This window comes from Lactobacillus sp. wkB10 (genome assembly GCF_000760615.1).
In the GTDB taxonomy this organism is placed as follows: domain Bacteria; phylum Bacillota; class Bacilli; order Lactobacillales; family Lactobacillaceae; genus Lactobacillus; species Lactobacillus huangpiensis.
This window is the reverse complement of record NZ_JRJB01000002.1, coordinates 23,006-39,980: the sequence shown is the minus strand read 5'-3', so window position 1 is coordinate 39,980 and position 16,975 is coordinate 23,006. Positions and strand designations below refer to the sequence as shown.

Annotated in this window: 17 protein-coding genes; 15 read left to right on the top strand and 2 right to left on the bottom strand. The window is 36.5% G+C overall.

Annotated elements, in window-relative coordinates; all coding sequences use genetic code 11:
* Positions 1-6: 6 nt before the first annotated feature.
* Positions 7-1,599, top strand: coding sequence for an ABC transporter ATP-binding protein (locus LACWKB10_RS01600; RefSeq protein WP_034977959.1), 1,593 nt, complete (start codon positions 7-9; stop codon positions 1,597-1,599).
* Positions 1,600-1,668: 69 nt separating this feature from the next.
* On the opposite strand, the gene LACWKB10_RS01595 is transcribed toward LACWKB10_RS01600, so the two are convergent.
* Positions 1,669-3,030 (bottom strand): HD domain-containing protein, encoded by a 1,362-nt coding sequence (locus LACWKB10_RS01595; RefSeq protein ID WP_034977956.1) that lies wholly within the window; start codon positions 3,028-3,030, stop codon positions 1,669-1,671.
* Positions 3,031-3,219: 189 nt separating this feature from the next.
* On the opposite strand from LACWKB10_RS01595, the gene LACWKB10_RS09780 reads away from it, so the two are divergent.
* Together LACWKB10_RS09780 and LACWKB10_RS01585 are read left to right on the top strand one after the other, a co-directional pair.
* A complete protein-coding gene (locus LACWKB10_RS09780) occupies positions 3,220-4,065 on the top strand; it encodes a helix-turn-helix domain-containing protein (protein WP_052060239.1) in 846 nt (281 codons plus the stop codon).
* A gap of 272 nt (positions 4,066-4,337) precedes the next feature.
* Positions 4,338-6,170, top strand: coding sequence for an FAD-binding protein (locus tag LACWKB10_RS01585; RefSeq protein ID WP_034977953.1), 1,833 nt, complete (start codon positions 4,338-4,340; stop codon positions 6,168-6,170).
* A gap of 122 nt (positions 6,171-6,292) precedes the next feature.
* Here the strand turns inward: LACWKB10_RS01585 and LACWKB10_RS01580 are convergent, their stop codons facing one another.
* On the bottom strand, positions 6,293-7,057 hold the full coding sequence (locus LACWKB10_RS01580; protein ID WP_034977950.1) for a biotin--[acetyl-CoA-carboxylase] ligase: 765 nt from the start codon (positions 7,055-7,057) through the stop codon (positions 6,293-6,295).
* Between the two features lie 311 nt (positions 7,058-7,368).
* On the opposite strand from LACWKB10_RS01580, the gene LACWKB10_RS01575 reads away from it, so the two are divergent.
* The 12 genes from LACWKB10_RS01575 to LACWKB10_RS01520 are packed head-to-tail and all read left to right on the top strand — an operon-like array spanning position 7,369 to position 16,897.
* On the top strand, positions 7,369-7,842 hold the full coding sequence (locus LACWKB10_RS01575) for a MarR family winged helix-turn-helix transcriptional regulator (RefSeq protein ID WP_200878500.1): 474 nt from the start codon (positions 7,369-7,371) through the stop codon (positions 7,840-7,842).
* Positions 7,839-8,813, top strand: a complete 975-nt coding sequence (locus LACWKB10_RS01570; protein ID WP_152560548.1) for a beta-ketoacyl-ACP synthase III — start codon at positions 7,839-7,841, stop codon at positions 8,811-8,813. The genes LACWKB10_RS01575 and LACWKB10_RS01570 overlap by 4 nt, the downstream gene beginning before the upstream one ends.
* 37 nt (positions 8,814-8,850) lie before the next feature.
* Complete coding sequence (locus tag LACWKB10_RS01565) at positions 8,851-9,099, top strand: acyl carrier protein (RefSeq protein WP_034977944.1); 249 nt, start codon at positions 8,851-8,853, stop codon at positions 9,097-9,099.
* Positions 9,100-9,102: 3 nt separating this feature from the next.
* Entirely contained in the window at positions 9,103-10,056 is a 954-nt protein-coding gene (gene fabK, locus LACWKB10_RS01560; RefSeq protein WP_034977941.1) for an enoyl-[acyl-carrier-protein] reductase FabK, read from the top strand.
* The gene (locus LACWKB10_RS01555; RefSeq protein WP_052060237.1) at positions 10,043-10,993 is read left to right on the top strand and encodes an ACP S-malonyltransferase; all 951 of its coding nucleotides are present in this window, start codon (positions 10,043-10,045) and stop codon (positions 10,991-10,993) included. Before fabK ends, LACWKB10_RS01555 begins: the two co-directional genes overlap by 14 nt.
* Positions 10,990-11,724: a 3-oxoacyl-[acyl-carrier-protein] reductase gene (gene fabG / locus LACWKB10_RS01550; RefSeq protein WP_034977937.1), complete on the top strand. Its 735-nt coding sequence runs from the start codon at positions 10,990-10,992 to the stop codon at positions 11,722-11,724. Before LACWKB10_RS01555 ends, fabG begins: the two co-directional genes overlap by 4 nt.
* Positions 11,725-11,734: 10 nt before the next feature.
* A complete protein-coding gene (gene fabF / locus LACWKB10_RS01545) occupies positions 11,735-12,967 on the top strand; it encodes a beta-ketoacyl-ACP synthase II (RefSeq protein WP_034977934.1) in 1,233 nt (410 codons plus the stop codon).
* Positions 12,968-13,426, top strand: a complete 459-nt coding sequence (gene accB / locus LACWKB10_RS01540) for an acetyl-CoA carboxylase biotin carboxyl carrier protein (protein WP_034977932.1) — start codon at positions 12,968-12,970, stop codon at positions 13,424-13,426.
* A gap of 11 nt (positions 13,427-13,437) precedes the next feature.
* Positions 13,438-13,884 carry a 3-hydroxyacyl-ACP dehydratase FabZ gene (gene fabZ, locus LACWKB10_RS01535; RefSeq protein WP_034977930.1) on the top strand — a complete coding sequence of 149 codons (447 nt, stop codon included), beginning with the start codon at positions 13,438-13,440 and terminating at the stop codon, positions 13,882-13,884.
* Between the two features lie 11 nt (positions 13,885-13,895).
* Positions 13,896-15,293 carry an acetyl/propionyl/methylcrotonyl-CoA carboxylase subunit alpha gene (locus LACWKB10_RS01530; RefSeq protein WP_034977928.1) on the top strand — a complete coding sequence of 466 codons (1,398 nt, stop codon included), beginning with the start codon at positions 13,896-13,898 and terminating at the stop codon, positions 15,291-15,293.
* Positions 15,283-16,137, top strand: coding sequence for an acetyl-CoA carboxylase carboxyltransferase subunit beta (locus LACWKB10_RS01525; protein WP_034977926.1), 855 nt, complete (start codon positions 15,283-15,285; stop codon positions 16,135-16,137). The genes LACWKB10_RS01530 and LACWKB10_RS01525 overlap by 11 nt, the downstream gene beginning before the upstream one ends.
* Positions 16,127-16,897, top strand: coding sequence for a carboxyl transferase domain-containing protein (locus tag LACWKB10_RS01520; RefSeq protein WP_034977924.1), 771 nt, complete (start codon positions 16,127-16,129; stop codon positions 16,895-16,897). Before LACWKB10_RS01525 ends, LACWKB10_RS01520 begins: the two co-directional genes overlap by 11 nt.
* Positions 16,898-16,975: the final 78 nt, after the last annotated feature.

The window sequence follows — 16,975 nt, the reverse complement described above, 5'->3', positions numbered from 1 at the left end:
GATATTATGACAATTAAGGACTTTTATAAGCAAAACCCTTTACGCTTCATGATACTAATTTTGATTACAGTTTTAGAGTGGACTTTACCAATTGTAACTACACAATTAATTATGCTTTTAACCACAGCAATTCAGCAACAGAAATTCCAACAGTTTTTAATTATAAATGTCATTTCATTTATGCCTTTCTTATTTCAATATTTAATACAAGGACTGCATGCGTTCTTTCTATCAAAACAACAAGAGGAATTTAATTTTCATATCAGAAAAAGATCTGTATCTCACTTTTATGCGGATCAAAAAGAGCATTCTGTTGCCCAGATTCAAAATCGATTAACAAATGACCTGAATCAAAGCCAAGAAAATTATTTTGCACCATTTTTTGGTCTAATTGGTGGTGTTATTAATTTAGTATCTGTAATTGTTCTGCTTATTTCATTACACTGGAGTTTACTTCTCACAATTATTTTGATGGTGGCTATTTCATTATCGTTACCAAAATTATTAGAAAAGCCACTACAAAATTCAATGACCAAGATTTCAAAGAGTAATAATCAATATCTCGATTGCTTAGAAAAGTGGCTTAATGGCCTTGAAGAACTACAACGTTATTTTGCCGGAGGAAAACTATTTAAAGTAACTAATGATGCAGCTAAAGAGCTAGAAGATGCTTATGTCAAGCAAAATGGGATTACGCAATTACTAAGTATAATTAATGGATTGGTATCAGTTTCTTTTTCATTAATTTTATTCTTACTAACGGGTTATTTGTTCCAAGCTAAAATAGTAGCATTTGGTGCAATCACTGGAGTAGGCAATTGTAATCTCTACTTAAGGCAAAGTATTCAAATCATAGTTAGTCGTTATGGACAAATAAAGGGCTCCAAAACTTTAAATCAGGAGATTGCCCAAACGGCTGCGCCAGTTAAAAAAGAGCAAGCTGAAGAAGTAGCAACTCCAGCATCACTTAGTACCCATGATCTTAGTTTGCAATTTCCTAATGGTGAAAGCCTAATTTTTCCAGACATTAATATTAAGTCAGGTGAAAAAGTGCTTCTGACTGGTGATTCTGGAGCTGGAAAATCAACTTTGTTTAAACTCATTCTCGGACAAATCAAACCAACTTCAGGGCAGATTGTTTTTAAAGACAAGGATGGTGCTGTGGTTAACCCAGATATGAGTAAAATTGGCTATATTCCCCAAGATCCTGTGCTTTTTCCGGTGAGCGTTGCTGACAACATGACGATGTTTGTAGACAAATTAAAGAGCGCTTTACCGTCACTGGTTGAAAAAGTACAATTAGCAGGTGATATTGCCAAATTTGATGAAGGATTAAATCAAAAAATCGATTTGAACAAGTTAAATATCTCAGGAGGACAAAGACAAAAAATTGTTCTGGTGCGGGCTTTAGTTCATCAAAGTGAAATAATTTTGATTGATGAAGGAACTAGTGCAATCGATCAGCAAGCTACTATGCAAATCTTGCATGAAGTGACGTCTACTACTGCTACCGTTATTTTTATCGCTCACAGTTTTAATGAACAAATGAAACAGCTATTCGACAGAGAAATTCATTTGGTCAAAAAAGTTAAAGATTGAAAAGAATTATACTTTTAACTTAAATCATAACAAAAGTAGTAAAAGCAGCTGAATCAGCGATTCAGCTGCTTATTTATTTTTTGGTTTTCTCAAGTATCGCAAAGTGCCATTTTTAATGTAACGCTGAAATTTTTGGTATAACGGATCAAAAATTTGAGGTTCATCACTATTTGACATCATGATTTTAGGGAAGAAAAAGCGTTCGTCGCCTTGCAATGTGCCATTCAATGAACGTACAAGAGGACTCAAATGTGATAATTCGATTAATTGTCCATCGTCTTGCATAATTTCAATTTGACTGTTAGCATTTTTACCAGTCGGTTTATAAGCATCATAAGGTTCATCAAAAGCTGAATTGGTATCGGTGTAATAATTTGGATCAAAACCAGCCTGTTTGATTAAATCTTTTAATTTTGGCAGTAGATTTTTGGTTTCTGGATTGATACATACACTGGCTAAAGGTTTTCTGAAGAGATAGCGCCTTGTTAAATCAGATAGAATCGGATCGCTGGCTTTTGTCCACATTGAAAAATTAGTTTCCATTACGCCATCATCTAGCTCCAGGTAATCATCAAGCGTCCAGTCATTAGCCAGAAATTTTGCTAAACTAGGAGTAACTGGCAAATTCCCTTGTTTATAAATGATTTTGGCTCTTTCAAGCAAATGCTGTAAAATAACTTCCATCGAACGACCGACTCTGTGGAAATAAACCTGTTGATACATTTGATAACGAGAAACAATATAATCTTCAACAGCATGCATTCCCGCCATTGTAAAGCAAATTCCCTCACTATATGGGCGAATTTCTTGCAAAATTCTAGATAAATCGAACTTTCCATAAGTAACTCCAGTGAAGTAAGCATCGCGTTGCAAGTAGTCCATTCTATCGGCATCTGCTTGACTAGAAATCATTTTGACTACTTGTGGGTTAGGGTAAGTTTTAGCAATAACGCTGGCTACAAGACCTGGAAAATTTGGTGAAACTGTCCGCAGGACTTGATTAATTTCTGTATTTGAGTCAGTGATAATCTTTTGACCAATTTTTTCGTGGTTTGTATCAAAAAGATGTTCGAAAGTATGTGAATACGGTCCATGTCCAATATCATGGAGAAGTGCAGCACATTCGACTAATAATCTGTTATTATCGTCCCATAGACCATCACCAGGCCTCTGTGATGGATATTTTTTTGCAAAAATATTGCAAATTCTGCGAGTTAATTCATAAACGCCCAGATTATGTTCAAAACGTGTGTGTGTTGCACCAGGGAAAACATATGCAATGGGACCAAGTTGCTTAATTCTGCGCATTCTTTGAAATTCTTGGGTTTTCAGGATATCAAGTATAACTTTGTCTTCAATGTGGATGTACTCGTGAACTGGATCTCTTAAAACTACTTCTTTTTTAAGTTTAGTGTTATGAAAATTTGGCATGTCGAATCCCCTAAAGCTGTTATATTAATTTGTTATTAATAACTTAAATTATAACAAACTTAGACTCTTTAGTTTAACATCATTGTTCTTTTAGCTTATTTTATTAAAATTAAATAATAAGTTTGCCAGCTTTAGCAGATGTGCTCATAATTGTTAAGTCATATATAGCATAAAAAGACAGGTGATTAAATGAACTATATAGGTAAAAAATTAAAAAGTTTACGTCAAGAATTAGGATTGACTCAAACAGAAATGGCAGCTGGAGTTATTTCAGTTTCATTTTACTCGAAAGTAGAAAGAGGACTAAATGATATTGGAGTAAATGACTTTTTAGAAATTTTGCAAAAGCATAATATTAGTGTAAAAGAGTTTTTTGGTAACTATAAAACCAAAGAGTATAATAAAGAAAAAATTGTGATTCTGATTCATAAATTTATAAATATGGCGTATAACGGAAATACTTTTCAAATAAAGGAAATAATTAATGAACTTGAAAAAATTAATCCTCAAACTCCTTTTATTAAATTTACTATTTTAGCCACCAGGCTAATTGCTGATACTCATGATGAAAAAACACTTGATAATCTAAGTGACAATCAAAAAAAAGAGATCAAGAAAATAATTTTTCAAAAAGATAGTGATGAAAATGAATATTATAGAATCATATTAATGGCAAATTTAATACAAATTTATAGCATAGATAACGCGGCATTTTTTATTAATAATATGATTAGAAAATATCAAAATTTTAATAAAATAGATAAAAAGACGTTGCTGGCTTTAAGCATATTAATGATTAATTATGTTGATTGGTGTATAAAAAAAGACAGAAAAGAACTTTGTTATGAAGCTTTATCTTACTTAAAGAAAATGCCTAATCACATAGAATTAGCTTTTACTAAGATATTGGGCAATTATTATAATGACTTGTGCAAAGGTAAAAGAATTGCGGCTAAAAGTATTTTAGAAGTTTTGACTGATGCTGGTTACGAAGTAAATGTTACAAGAATGGTAAATAATGATTTTCAAATATGAAAATTATGAAACATATTTGTATTTAAGAGCTATCATGAAATTATTAAATGATTAGAAAAGGAGTGGTATTATGGATTTGTTAAGAAACGTAATCATCTGGTTACCAGATGAGCCGTAAATTTATTTAAAAATAAAAAATTAACGAATAGGTGAATATTTATATTTGCCTATTTTTTTATGTAAAAAGGTCTTAGTTACCTTATTCACAATATCTGAATTTAGAATTATAATTAAGTTGTCTATATCAGAGCTTTTTATATGGAGGCTTAATAATGAATAATGAACACAATTTTAAATGGGATGCTGTTTATGATGTAATAGTTTTAGGCTTTGGTGGAGCTGGTGCCACAGCTGCCAGGTTTGCGGCAGACAGTGGTGCTAAAGTTTTATTAGTCGACAGTGCGCCAGAAGGTCATGAGGGTGGTAATACACGTTATGCTGGTCAAATGGTGGGAGCTGGTACGGATTATGAAGCTTTAAAGAAGTACCATGAAAACTTGGCAGCGCCTTTAAAACCAGACAAAGAACCATTCAACAATTTAATTGAAGGAATGGCTAATATGAGTGAATATTTTGAAAAATATTTGGGTGTTAAACCAGTTAGCATGAAGAAATTGCTGGCTGGTACTCCTTCGACCAAATATGTGACTGAATATCCTGAATTGCCTTGTGCTGATTCTTATGATGATTACTTAGTTCATAATGGCACAAGTGATGCTGCCTTGTGGAAACTTTTACGCCAAAAAGTACTAGATCATTCAGAAAAAATTACTGTTTGGTACAGCAGTCCAGCTAAACATTTAATTCAAGATGGCGGCTCGAAAATTGTTTTAGGTGCTCAAATTGAACGAGATCATGTCTTACGTAACATTAAAGCAAATAATGGTGTAGTTTTAGCTGTCGGTGGTTTTGAAAATAATAAAGAAATGATTCAGACATTTTTGCAGTCTTCTTATTTGTCACCAATTGGTTCGCTTTACAATAGGGGTGATGGTATTAAAATGTTGGAAGAAGTAAACGCTCAGTTGTGGAATATGCGATCATTTGAATCTCTAGGTCAATTTCACGGTCTTTCACCAAGGCAAAAAGAAGGTATTCGTTCGACATATGCTTTAAATGTCTTCTGGTCAGAAATAGCAAACGGTAGTGCAATTGTCGTTGGTGAAGACGGTAGCCGCTACTTTAATGAAGCTGAACTAAATCGTCATGGTCACATTTATAATCATGGTGATTGGGTAGTGCCATTAAATCAAAACCATCCTTATATGGTTTTTGACCAGGAAAAATATGAAGAACTTCTTAATGAACCAGATGATGGTCTTAAAGTGCCTCATTTCTTGGATAATATTATTAAGGCTGATTCAATTGCTGATTTAGCTTCTGCAATTGGTAAAGACCCAGAAGTTTTGTCTCAGACAATTTCAGAGTTCAATTTTATGGCGCAACAAGGAAAAGACTATGCTTATCACCGCGACCCTGCAACTTTACGTGCATTTAGTCAAAATGGGCCATTTTATGCAATTGCTCTGAGACAAAATATGCTTAATACTCAGGGTGGCGGCCGCCGTGACGGTCATGCCCAAGTACTAGATCCTAATGGAACACCAATTCCACATTTATTTGAAGCAGGTGAATTAGGCTCTCCATTTGTTAATAAATATACTACCGGTGGAAATATTGCAGATTGTTTAATTTCCGGTAAAATTGCCGGCGAAAATGCCGCTGTTATAAAACAGGATATATCTAGAATCGGTACAACGGATCTAAATAGTGCACCAATTAATGATAATTTTGTTGCCTCAAGCGATGAAGGCGATCAAAAATTTAAAGTTGGCCCTAATCAATATTTAGGATACAGTAATCAAGGTATGGGTGATGGAGTGGTTGTCAGAACTACGTTGAATGAAGCCGGTAAGATTGTGGATGTTGAAATCCTGAAGCAAACCGAAAGTGATGACTACGGCTCAAAAGCTGTTAAAGAATTACCTCAAAAAATGGTTGAGCAAAACACTTATGATGTTGACGCCGTTTCTGGAGCGTCAGAAACCAGCAGAGCGATAAAAGAAGCTGTCAAAGATTCTTTAAATAAGGCAGAGAGAAAGTAATAAATTTTCAAACGCACCTGTAAAATGCATTATTTGCAGGTGTGTTTGTTATATTAAAAGCTATAACTGTTTAAGATAATATACATTTTTAAAAGACGAAGTAGTTTCGTCTTTTTTGTTTGCTAAAAATCTCTCACTTTTGTTACCTCGCCAGCATTAAAATTTTTCAAACCCTCTTCAGTTTCTAAGACTAAATTTGCCTGTTGTGTTAAGTCTGTCACTTTTCCCTGTATTCTTTGTTTGCCTAAAGTCAGGACAACATCATGATTCATTAATGCAAGCTTCTTTTTGTATTCAGGCAAAAAATTGATTTGATCAAAATGAGGAATAAATTCTAATAAATTTTCTGTAATTTGAGCGATAAATTGACAAATTTGCTTTTCACTGGGCATTTTTGTTAGTAAGTTGCCAGCGGTCTTTAATTCATTATTCAAACGCTCTTGATAAAGATTACAGCCAATGCCAATAACAGCAACTTGGGGCTGTGGTAATTCAACCAGGATTCCAGCTATTTTTTTACTCTTAAAAAGCAGATCATTCACCCATTTGAATTGAGTATCTAGATGAAATACCTCTTTAATAGCTAAATGCAGCTGCCATGCAATACCTGTAGTTAATAATCCTTGATTCTGCCAGTTCAACTGCGGAACCTTAATTACTAGTGATAGATAAATGCCACCTTTTTGTGAAATAAAGTGCCGACTTTGTTTACCATAGCCATATGTTTGCTCGTCACTCCCGTATAGCACGGGACCTGAATACCCCGTAGCTGCTAGTTTTTGTTTTGCACATAAGTTTGTGGAATCGATGCTTTCCCACCAATTTATTTTCAGTGGGAATTTAGTCAACAATATTTTGAGATATGCTTCTTTTTTTGCGCTATTCATTAATAATATATCCTTATACCTAATTAAATCTACAAAATACTTTGAAATTCAAACTATTTTCTTTTAGATTTTTTTAAAAAATACTTGCCTTGTTAGCTAAAATAAACTAATATTGCAAAAAGGAGTTTGACATTTAGAAAATAATACCATATCATACTCTATAATAATTTATTTTGAATATAAAAGTATTTAAAGGAGATGCTGTTTGTTGATATAAAGCGAAATTATTTGCATTAAAAAGTTTAATTATGGCTTTATATATGTTAAAAAATATGTTTATCCTTATGGATTATATATTTGAGTAAGAGGTGATGCTATTGGAGACAAGTTTAAAACGCATCAATAATCTTTTGTCCACAGTTTATTCAGATATTATGAAAGTTGAAGAGCGCGAATTACGTAAAAGCGAATTTAAAGACATTTCACTAAGAGAATTGCACGCAATCGATGCGATTACCATGTATGAACACAAGACCAGTTCCCAAGTAGCAAGTGAATTGATGGTAACAGCAGGTTCGCTGTCAACAATGGTTAATAACTTGGTTCGTAAGGGCTATGTTGTGCGAATAAACGGTGAAGATGACAGGAGGATAATTCGGCTGGGTTTAACTAGTCGTGGTCGCTTAATTTATAGGGCGCACGATTCATTTCACCGTCATATGGTAAAAAAGTTTATTGAAGGCTTTGATAATGAACAGGTGGCAATTATTGAACGTGCTCTGTTGAACCTGCGTGCTTTTCTTGAGTTTCCAGCAAGAATTGATAATAAAAGGAGCGTTAACTGATGAGTTTAAGAATTAGTCAAACTGCTCATTATGTTCCTCCTAAGGTAATTACCAATGATGACTTAGCGGAAATAATGACTACTTCAGATGAATGGATATCTTCAAGAACTGGGATCAAAGAACGTCATGTAGTTCAAGATGAACAGACTTCTGATTTGGCTTTAACTGTTGCTCAACTGCTGTTGCAAAGAGCTGATCTCAAACCTGAACAACTAGATTTTATTATTGTGGCAACTATGTCGCCTGATTATTTGACACCTTCAACTGCAGCAATTGTGCAGGGGAAACTACACGCTGGCAAAGCATTGGCATTTGATATTAATGCAGCGTGTTCTGGGTTTATCTATGCTTTAGCGGTCGCGGATAAATTGCTAGCAGGACCCTATCAACGAGGATTAGTTATCGGAGCAGAAGTTTTGTCCAAGTTGATAGATTGGCAAGAGCGCTCAACTGCAGTTCTCTTTGGGGATGGCAGTGGGGGAGTGTTAGTTGAAAAAAGTTCTCAAACAGAAGGAATAATTGCTGAAAATTTGGCAGCTTTTGGAGAACAAAGAGCAAAATTGACTGCTGGATACCAACCCTTGTGTTCACCATATAGTTCAGATAGCAACTCTGAGCACAAGAAATACTTCGAGATGGATGGTAGAGCTGTCTATAACTTTGCTACTCATGAAGTACCTAATTCCATTAGGCGAGTTTTAGTTAAAGCAAACTGGGAAAAGGAAGATGTGCAGTGGTTTTTGCTCCATCAGGCAAATGGACGCATTATTTCCGCAATAGCAAAGCATCTAAATATTCCTGAAGAAAAATTTTTGGAAAATATTGCAAAATATGGCAATACTTCTGCTGCCAGTGTGCCAATACTGTTGGATGAAGCAGTTAATTCTGGCATCATTAAACGCAATCAAAAACTAATATTAAGTGGCTTTGGTGGTGGCCTGACGGTTGCCAGTATTGCCTTAAGTTTTTAAAAACGATAAAGATAAATTATTAAGAAAGAGAAATCAAATGACTGAAGAAGAAATTTTTAACAAAGTAAAAGAAATTATTGTTGCACAAACTGGAGAAGACGAAAGTGCTGTCACAGCTCAATCCAATATAAAAAACGATTTAAATGCTGACAGTCTGGACGTGTTTGAAGTGATTAATGAATTAGAAGATGAATTTGATATCAAGATTGAAAGTGAAGAAGGTATTGAAACAGTTCAGGATTTAGTTGATTTTGTTAAAAAGCAACTAGCAGCGAAAGAAGGTTAACAAATGGAATTAAGTCCATTTATGAAAGAACTGGGCCTTAAATACCCAATTTTTCAAGGAGGTATGGCCTGGGTAGCAGATGGCAAGCTGGCAGCTGCTGTTTCAAATGCTGGTGGCTTAGGGATCATTGGGTCAGGCAGTGCACCCGGAAATGTAGTGGCTGACGAGATTGAATCAGCTAAATCTCTAACAAAAAAGCCTTTTGGTGTAAATGTGATGCTGCTTTCACCTTATGCAGATGAAGTTGTCAAGGTTATTTTGGCAAATAAAGACAGTGTTGCAGTTGTAACTACTGGAGCGGGTAATCCGGCAAAATACATAGAAAAGTTAAAAGATGCTGGTATTAAAGTAATCCCAGTTGTTGGTTCTGTTGCTTTGGCCAGAATGATGGAACGTGTAGGTGTTGACGCTGTTGTGGCCGAAGGGATGGAATCAGGGGGTCATATCGGAAAATTAACAACGATGGCCCTTGTACCACAAGTTGTAGATGCAGTTAAAATCCCCGTAATTGCAGCTGGAGGAATAGGCGATGGTCGCGGCATGGCTGCTGCATTCATGTTGGGTGCTGAGGGCGTGCAAATGGGCACTCGTTTTTTAGTAGCAACTGAATCAAAGATACATCCCAATTATAAAAAAGCTGTTTTACGTGCCAAAGATGCCAGTACTTTAGTCACTGGTGAATATGCGGGCCATCCTTCACGGGTGTTAAAAAATAAGATGGCTAAAACATATATTGGACTTGAAAAAGAAGAGGCATTAAAGCCACATCCTGATTACGACAAGTTGGAAGAACTGGGAACTGGTAGTCTGCGAAGAGCAGTAATTGAAGGCGATGCGGAAACCGGTTCATTTATGGCCGGAGAAATTGCAGGTATGGTAAAAAAGGAACAACCTGCTGCTGAAATTCTGGCTGAAGTTTATAGTCAAGCAGACAAATTGCTGAATGGAGAAAGATAAGCAAATGATTTGTTTACTATTTAGTGGTCAAGGTGCTCAAAAAACTGGTATGACATATGATTTATATCAAACCGAACCGCACTACCGTAAAATCATTGCTAAAGCAAGTGATATATTGTATGTTGATTTAGCAGAATTGCTGTTTGATTCCGATAAAGCACATGAGCTGGCCGAAACGCGTTATTCCCAACCTGCTATTTTGACAATAAGTTATGGCTTGTACCAAATTCTTAGCGAAAATGCAGATTTTAAAAAATTAGGTATCGGACTCAGCCTGGGTGAATATAGCGGTCTTGCTTGTGCCAATTACTTAGAATTTGAGTCAGCACTTCACCTGATAAAAAAGCGTGGTGAACTTATGCAACAAGCAAGCAGTCAAAATCCAGGAATTATGGTGGCTGTCATGAAGAGTTCTTTAGCAAATGTAGAACTAGCTATAAAAGATGCCCAAAAAATAGGTCTGATTGGGATAGCAAATGTTAATACTCCTAATCAAATTGTTGTTGGTGGGGAAAAAGATGCAGTTCAAAATTTGCGTGAACAACTTGAAAAAGATGGTGCGCGTGTAGTTCCACTAAAAGTAAGCGGTGCTTTTCACACTCCATTAATGAAATCAATTCAAGGAGCTTTGAAAACCGAATTGAACAAAGTTGATTGGCATAATGGCACTTTTCCAATTTATAGCACTACGACCCAAAAAGAGTTTGCACCTGACAATCTTGTTCCGACTTTAACGGAGCAGCTGGTTTCTACTACCTATTTTGCAAAGACTTTGGCTCAGCATAGTCAAGATATAACTGCAGTTATTGAATTAGGACCAGGTAAAACTTTGCTTTCTTTTGCACGAAAAATTCTTAAAGGAGTTCCAACCTATCAAACAGATAGTGTGGCAAATATGCAAGAAACAATTTCTGCTTTAAAGGAGTTTAATTCATGAAGTTAAAAGATAGTGTTGTCTTGGTCACTGGCAGTTCACGCGGTATTGGCCTGGCAATTGCTCAAGCTTTTGCCAAACAGGGAGCAAAAATAGTTTTAAATGCCCGCCAACCAATTAGTTCTGAAGTGATAGGTCAGTTTGAAAAAGATCATGTTGAAGTAATAGATATTAGCGCTGATGTTACAAAAGAAGAAGATGTGAAAGAAATGATTGCTAAAATCATCAATCATTTTGAACATCTAGATGTTGTGGTCAATAATGCAGGTATTGTCAAAGACGGACTGCTTAATAGAATGTCTAAAGCAGACTTTCAAAGTGTAGTTAACACCAATTTGATTGGCACCTTTAATGTCATCAAACAGTCACTGAGACCGATGTATAAGCAGAGAAACGGCTGTTTTATTAACTTATCAAGTGTAGTTGGTTTGACAGGTAACATTGGTCAAGCTAATTATGCCGCTAGTAAAGCAGGAATTATTGGCTTAACTAAATCTGTTGCAAAAGAAGCAGCATTACGCAATTTGCGCTGTAATGCCATTGCCCCAGGGATGATTGACACACAAATGACCAGAAATCTCAGTGAAAAGATACAGCAACAAATAGTTAAGGAAATTCCGCTGAAACGATTAGGCCAAATTGAAGAAATAGCACAAACCGCAGTTTTTTTAGCTCAAAATGACTATATTACTGGTCAGACAATAACGGTAGATGGCGGATTGACAATGCAGTAAGGAGTAAGCAATGACAAGAGTAGTAGTTACAGGTTTGGGTGCCTTAACACCTATTGGTAATGACGTTGCCAGTTTTGAAGCTGGACTCAATAGTCAAAAAGTTGGTTTTGAGCCAATTACTTATTTTGATGCTGATTCAAGTGGGGTCACTCTGGCTGGGCAACTGGACAATTTTGACCCATTGCTTTTTTTAACTAAAAAAGATACTAAACGCATGGATGCATTCACACTATACGCTATGTATTCAACGGCACAAGCCATGGAACAAGCAGGAATTGATGAAAAAAATACCAATAGTGAACGTTTTGGCGTAATTTGGGGCACAGGAATTGGCGGACTAACTACCATCCAGGAACAAGTTATTAAATGGCACGAAAAAGGTCTGGATCGAGTTTCGCCAATGTTTATTCCAACTTCAATTGCTAACATGGCGGCAGGCAATATTTCTATTCGCTATCATGCTCAAGGAATCAGTACCACAATTGTGACTGCCTGTGCTTCCAGTACAAATGCAATTGGTGAAGCTTTCAGACAGATAAAAGATGGCTATGCTGATGTCATGATTGCTGGTGGCTCAGAAGCTGCAATCAATGAAAGTGGGATAGCCGGTTTTGCTGCAATTTCAACATTGTCGACGTCGAGGGATCCTGAAAAAGCAAGTATTCCCTTTGATCAAAATCGTAACGGCTTTGTGATGGGAGAAGGTTCAGGCTCTCTTGTTTTAGAATCGCTAGAACATGCTCAAAGTCGTGGCGCACAAATTTTAGGTGAAATTGTTGGTTATGGGACTAGTTCAGATGCATATCATATTACGTCTCCTGATCCTAGTGGCAGCCAGGCTGCAAGAGCTATGGAACTGGCGCTTGGTGAAGCGCAGGTCACTCCTGAGCAAGTGGGCTATATCAATGCTCACGGTACAAGTACCAAAGCAAATGATTGGGCTGAGTCTAAAGCAATTAATCAGGTTTTTGGTCTAAATAGCAATGTGCTAGTTTCAAGTACTAAAAGCATGACGGGTCATTTACTAGGAGCAGCAGGAGCTGTTGAAGCCATTGCCACAATTTTGGCACTTAATTCAGAATTATTGCCAATAAACGCAGGAATAACCCAACAAGATCCTGACTGTAAAGTTAATTTGGTCAATAAACAAAATTATAAGCAAAAAATAGATTATGCCATTAGCAATTCATTTGGCTTTGGCGGACATAATGCAGTGATTGCACTAAAAAGGTGGGATGATTAAATGACTTTTGAAGAAATTCAAAAATTAATCGCAGAAATTAATCAAAGTGATATAACCAAACTGGATTTAGACTTTAACGGTGGTCATATTAAGATTGATAAAAGTCAGGCTACACCAGTAGAAATTAGGGAAGAAAGGCCTGTAGGCCAATCGTCTGCTAAAACACTGCAGGAAACTAATCATCAAGAACTTAGCAATTTAGATACACCTAAGCAGAAAACTTTAAAAATTAAGGCACCACTTGTTGGCATAGTTTATTTACAAGCAAGTCCAGAAAAACCTCAATATAAAAAGCCAGGTGATCATGTCAATAAAGGTGATGTGGTTTGCGTTATTGAAGCAATGAAAATGATGACTGAAATTAAAAGCGACTTTACAGGAACTATCGATAAAATTTTAGTTACAAATGAACAAGTGGTTGAATATGATCAACCACTGATAACGGTTATTCCAGAGTGAAGGTAGCAAATATGAGTGAACCAAAAAAGTTACACACTTTAGATAGTGTGCAGATTCAAGCTATTTTGCCTCACCGATTTCCAATGCTGTTAATTGATCAGGTATTGGATTATGAACCCGGAAAATATGCTGTTGCTCAAAAAAACACCACAATTAATGAAAGCTATTTTCAGGGACATTTTCCGGGTAATCCAGTAATGCCGGGTGTTTTGATAACTGAGGCTTTAGCACAAACTGGTGCAGTTGCGTTGTTGACGATGCCAGACTTTAAAGGGAAAACTGTCTATTTTGGTGGCATCAAGAATGCTCGTTTTAGAACAATGGTTAAGCCAGGAGATACTTTGAATTTAGAAGTTAAGCTGGATAAGCTGCGTGGAAATGCCGGGATTGGTGAGGCTAAAGCAACTGTTAAAGATAAAGTTGCATGTACTGCTCAGTTGATTTTTGCAATTCAGTAAAGTGTGACATTATGTTTAAAAAAATTTTGATAGCTAATCGTGGAGAAATAGCTATAAGGATAATTAGGGCTTTACGTGAAATGGGAATTAAGTCAGTTGCTGTTTATTCAACGGCCGATAAACATGCCCAACATGTTAAAGAAGCTGATGAGGCAATATGTATTGGTTCTCCCCAACCGGCCGATTCGTATTTAAATATGCAAAATATTGTCAGTGCGGCTGTCTTAACTGGAGCAGATGCAATTCATCCAGGATACGGTTTTTTATCGGAGAGTCCTGAATTTGCTCAAATGTGTGAAGAATGCCATTTAGTTTTTATTGGTCCCAAGTCAAAAACCATTTCTTTAATGGGAAATAAAGCTAATGCCCGGGAAATGATGCGCAAGAATAATATACCTGTTATTCCTGGAAGTGATGGGATTGTTAAAAATGCTGCGGCTGCAATAAAAATTGCAAATAAAGTGGGCTACCCCGTAATGCTCAAAGCCGTTGCCGGTGGTGGCGGAAAAGGAATAAGACGTGTGACTCAAGCTGCTGACTTAACTGAAGCATTTAACCAGGCACAAGAAGAAGCCAGAATTTCTTTTGGAGACGACAGAATGTATCTGGAAAAAATTATTTCCCCGGCAAAACACGTTGAAGTACAGATTATGGCTGACAAATCCGGACATGTGGTGGCACTTCCGGAAAGAGACTGTTCGATGCAACGCAATCAGCAAAAAGTGATTGAAGAAACGCCTTGTTCACAAATCAGTGCAAAAGAAAGAGACTATTTGCAACAGATAACTGTTAAAGCAATAAAGGCAATAAATTATGAAAATGTCGGTACTATCGAATTTTTAATGGATCCTGACCATCATTTCTATTTTATGGAGATGAATACCAGGATTCAGGTTGAACATTCAATTACTGAAGAAGTTGCTCATGTTGATCTTGTTAAAGAACAGGTTAATATTGCTGCGGGAAGAGATTTGAGCATATCTCAAGAAGATGTGTATGTCCATGGCGTTGCAATTGAAGCCCGCATTAATGCAGAGGATCCTAGTAAAAATTTTTGCCCCCAGGCTGGTAAGATCGCAAAAATGGTATTGCCTAGTGGACTGGGTATTAGGATTGAAAGTGGAGTTAACAGTGGGGATACCGTTTCACCATTTTACGATTCGATGATTGTCAAAATTATTGCACATGCAGCTAACAGGCAAATGGCAATTAAGCGTTTGATTGATGCACTAACAGAATTTGAGATTAAAGGTTTAGTTACTAACCGCGATTTTTTGATTGCTTTGCTTAATGATGATAAATTTCAGACCGGTACATATTTAACAACGTATATAGATCAAGAATTTTTACCCGATTATCTTCAGCAACTAAGACATAATGAAAAGGAAGCGCAGGTTAATGGCAATTAGATTTGCAAGTCATCCCCACAGTGCATTAAAAAAGTATCAGGAAAATGTTCCTAAAGGCATTTTTAGAATTTGTCCTAAATGTGGCAATAAGTTTTATTTTCATCGTGCTGGTAAATATCAGCTGTGCCCTAATTGTGGCTACGGTTTTCGAGTAACTGCCAGAGCACGTTTAAAGATGCTAACAAAGGACTTTACGGAATGGGATGCAGATTTAGCGACTACTGATCCACTCAATTTTCCTGATTATCAAGCCACAATTAAAAAAATGCAGTCCAAAACTAAACTTAAGGATGCGGTTTTAACCGGCCAAGCAAATATTGCCGGTTACGAAACTGCTTTAGGAATTATGGATCCGGTGTTTATAATGGGCAGTCTAGGAACAGCAACTGGTGAGCGAATAACACGCTTGTTTGAAAAAGCAACCACAAAGAAACTACCCGTTGTTTTGTTCACTGCCTCAGGTGGTGCCAGAATGCAAGAGGGAATTCATTCACTAATGCAAATGGCTAAAATCTCACAGGCAGTTAATGACCATCGCGCAGCACATTTACTTTATGTCAGCGTAATTATGGATCCAACAACCGGTGGTGTCACTGCCAGTTTTGCTTCCCAGGCAGACATTATTTTAGCTGAGCCTAAAGCATTATTAGGTTTTGCCGGACGCAGAGTAATTGAACAGACTATTAATAAAAAACTGCCACCAGATTTTCAGACAGTTGAGAATGCTTACCAAAATGGCTTTATTGATAGTATTGTACCCCGAAATGAGCAAGTAACAAAACTAGGTCAGATACTTAAAATTTTTGCCGCAGAAAAATGGGAGGCTCAAGTTCATGGCGAGTGATAAAATTTTAGCCATTATGGATGGGGCAAGAAGTGACTATAAAAGTAATATGCATCGTCTGGTAATTCAATTGTTTCCAGATTTTTTTGAAATGCATGGAGACCGCACAAGTAGTGATGATGCAGCAGTAATCGCGGGTTTTGCAACCATAAAAGATATGAGTGTCTGCGTCATTGCAACTAATAAGGGACAAGAATTAAAAGAACGCATGGCAACTAATTTTGGCAGTCCCTTGCCCCAAGGTTATCGTAAAGCACTGCGGGTAATGAAAACAGCTGCCAAAATGAGTATTCCCATTGTCACTCTTATTAATACTCCAGGCGCCTATCCGGGAGCAAAAGCAGAAAAGAATGGTCAGGGACAGATTATTGCCGCTAATATTAGTGAGATGTTGCAGTTAAAGGTACCAATTCTAACTATTATTATTGGTGAAGCCGGCTCAGGTGGAGCGTTGGCCTTGGCCTGCAGTGATGAAGTCTGGATGCTGGAACACAGCATGTATACAGTTTTGTCACCTGAAGGATTTGCCTCAATTATGTGGAAGGACGCCAAACTGGCAACAAAGGCGGCAGAAATAATGCACATTGAACCGGAGTGGTTAAAAAAGCAGGGCATAGTTGAACGGGTTTTGCCTGAACAAGTGTTAGAAAATCAAGCACAAGGATTAAAAGACTTAATAGGACAAAAGCTAAAAACATTTCAAATTGAAAATTTAACAGATTTACTAGATAAAAGACATGCAAGATACCGCAAGTTCTAACAGAATTTAGCCTAATTAATAAAAAATATATTGCTTTAAATATTTAATTAGCTTTTAATTAAAATAGAATTTTAACAG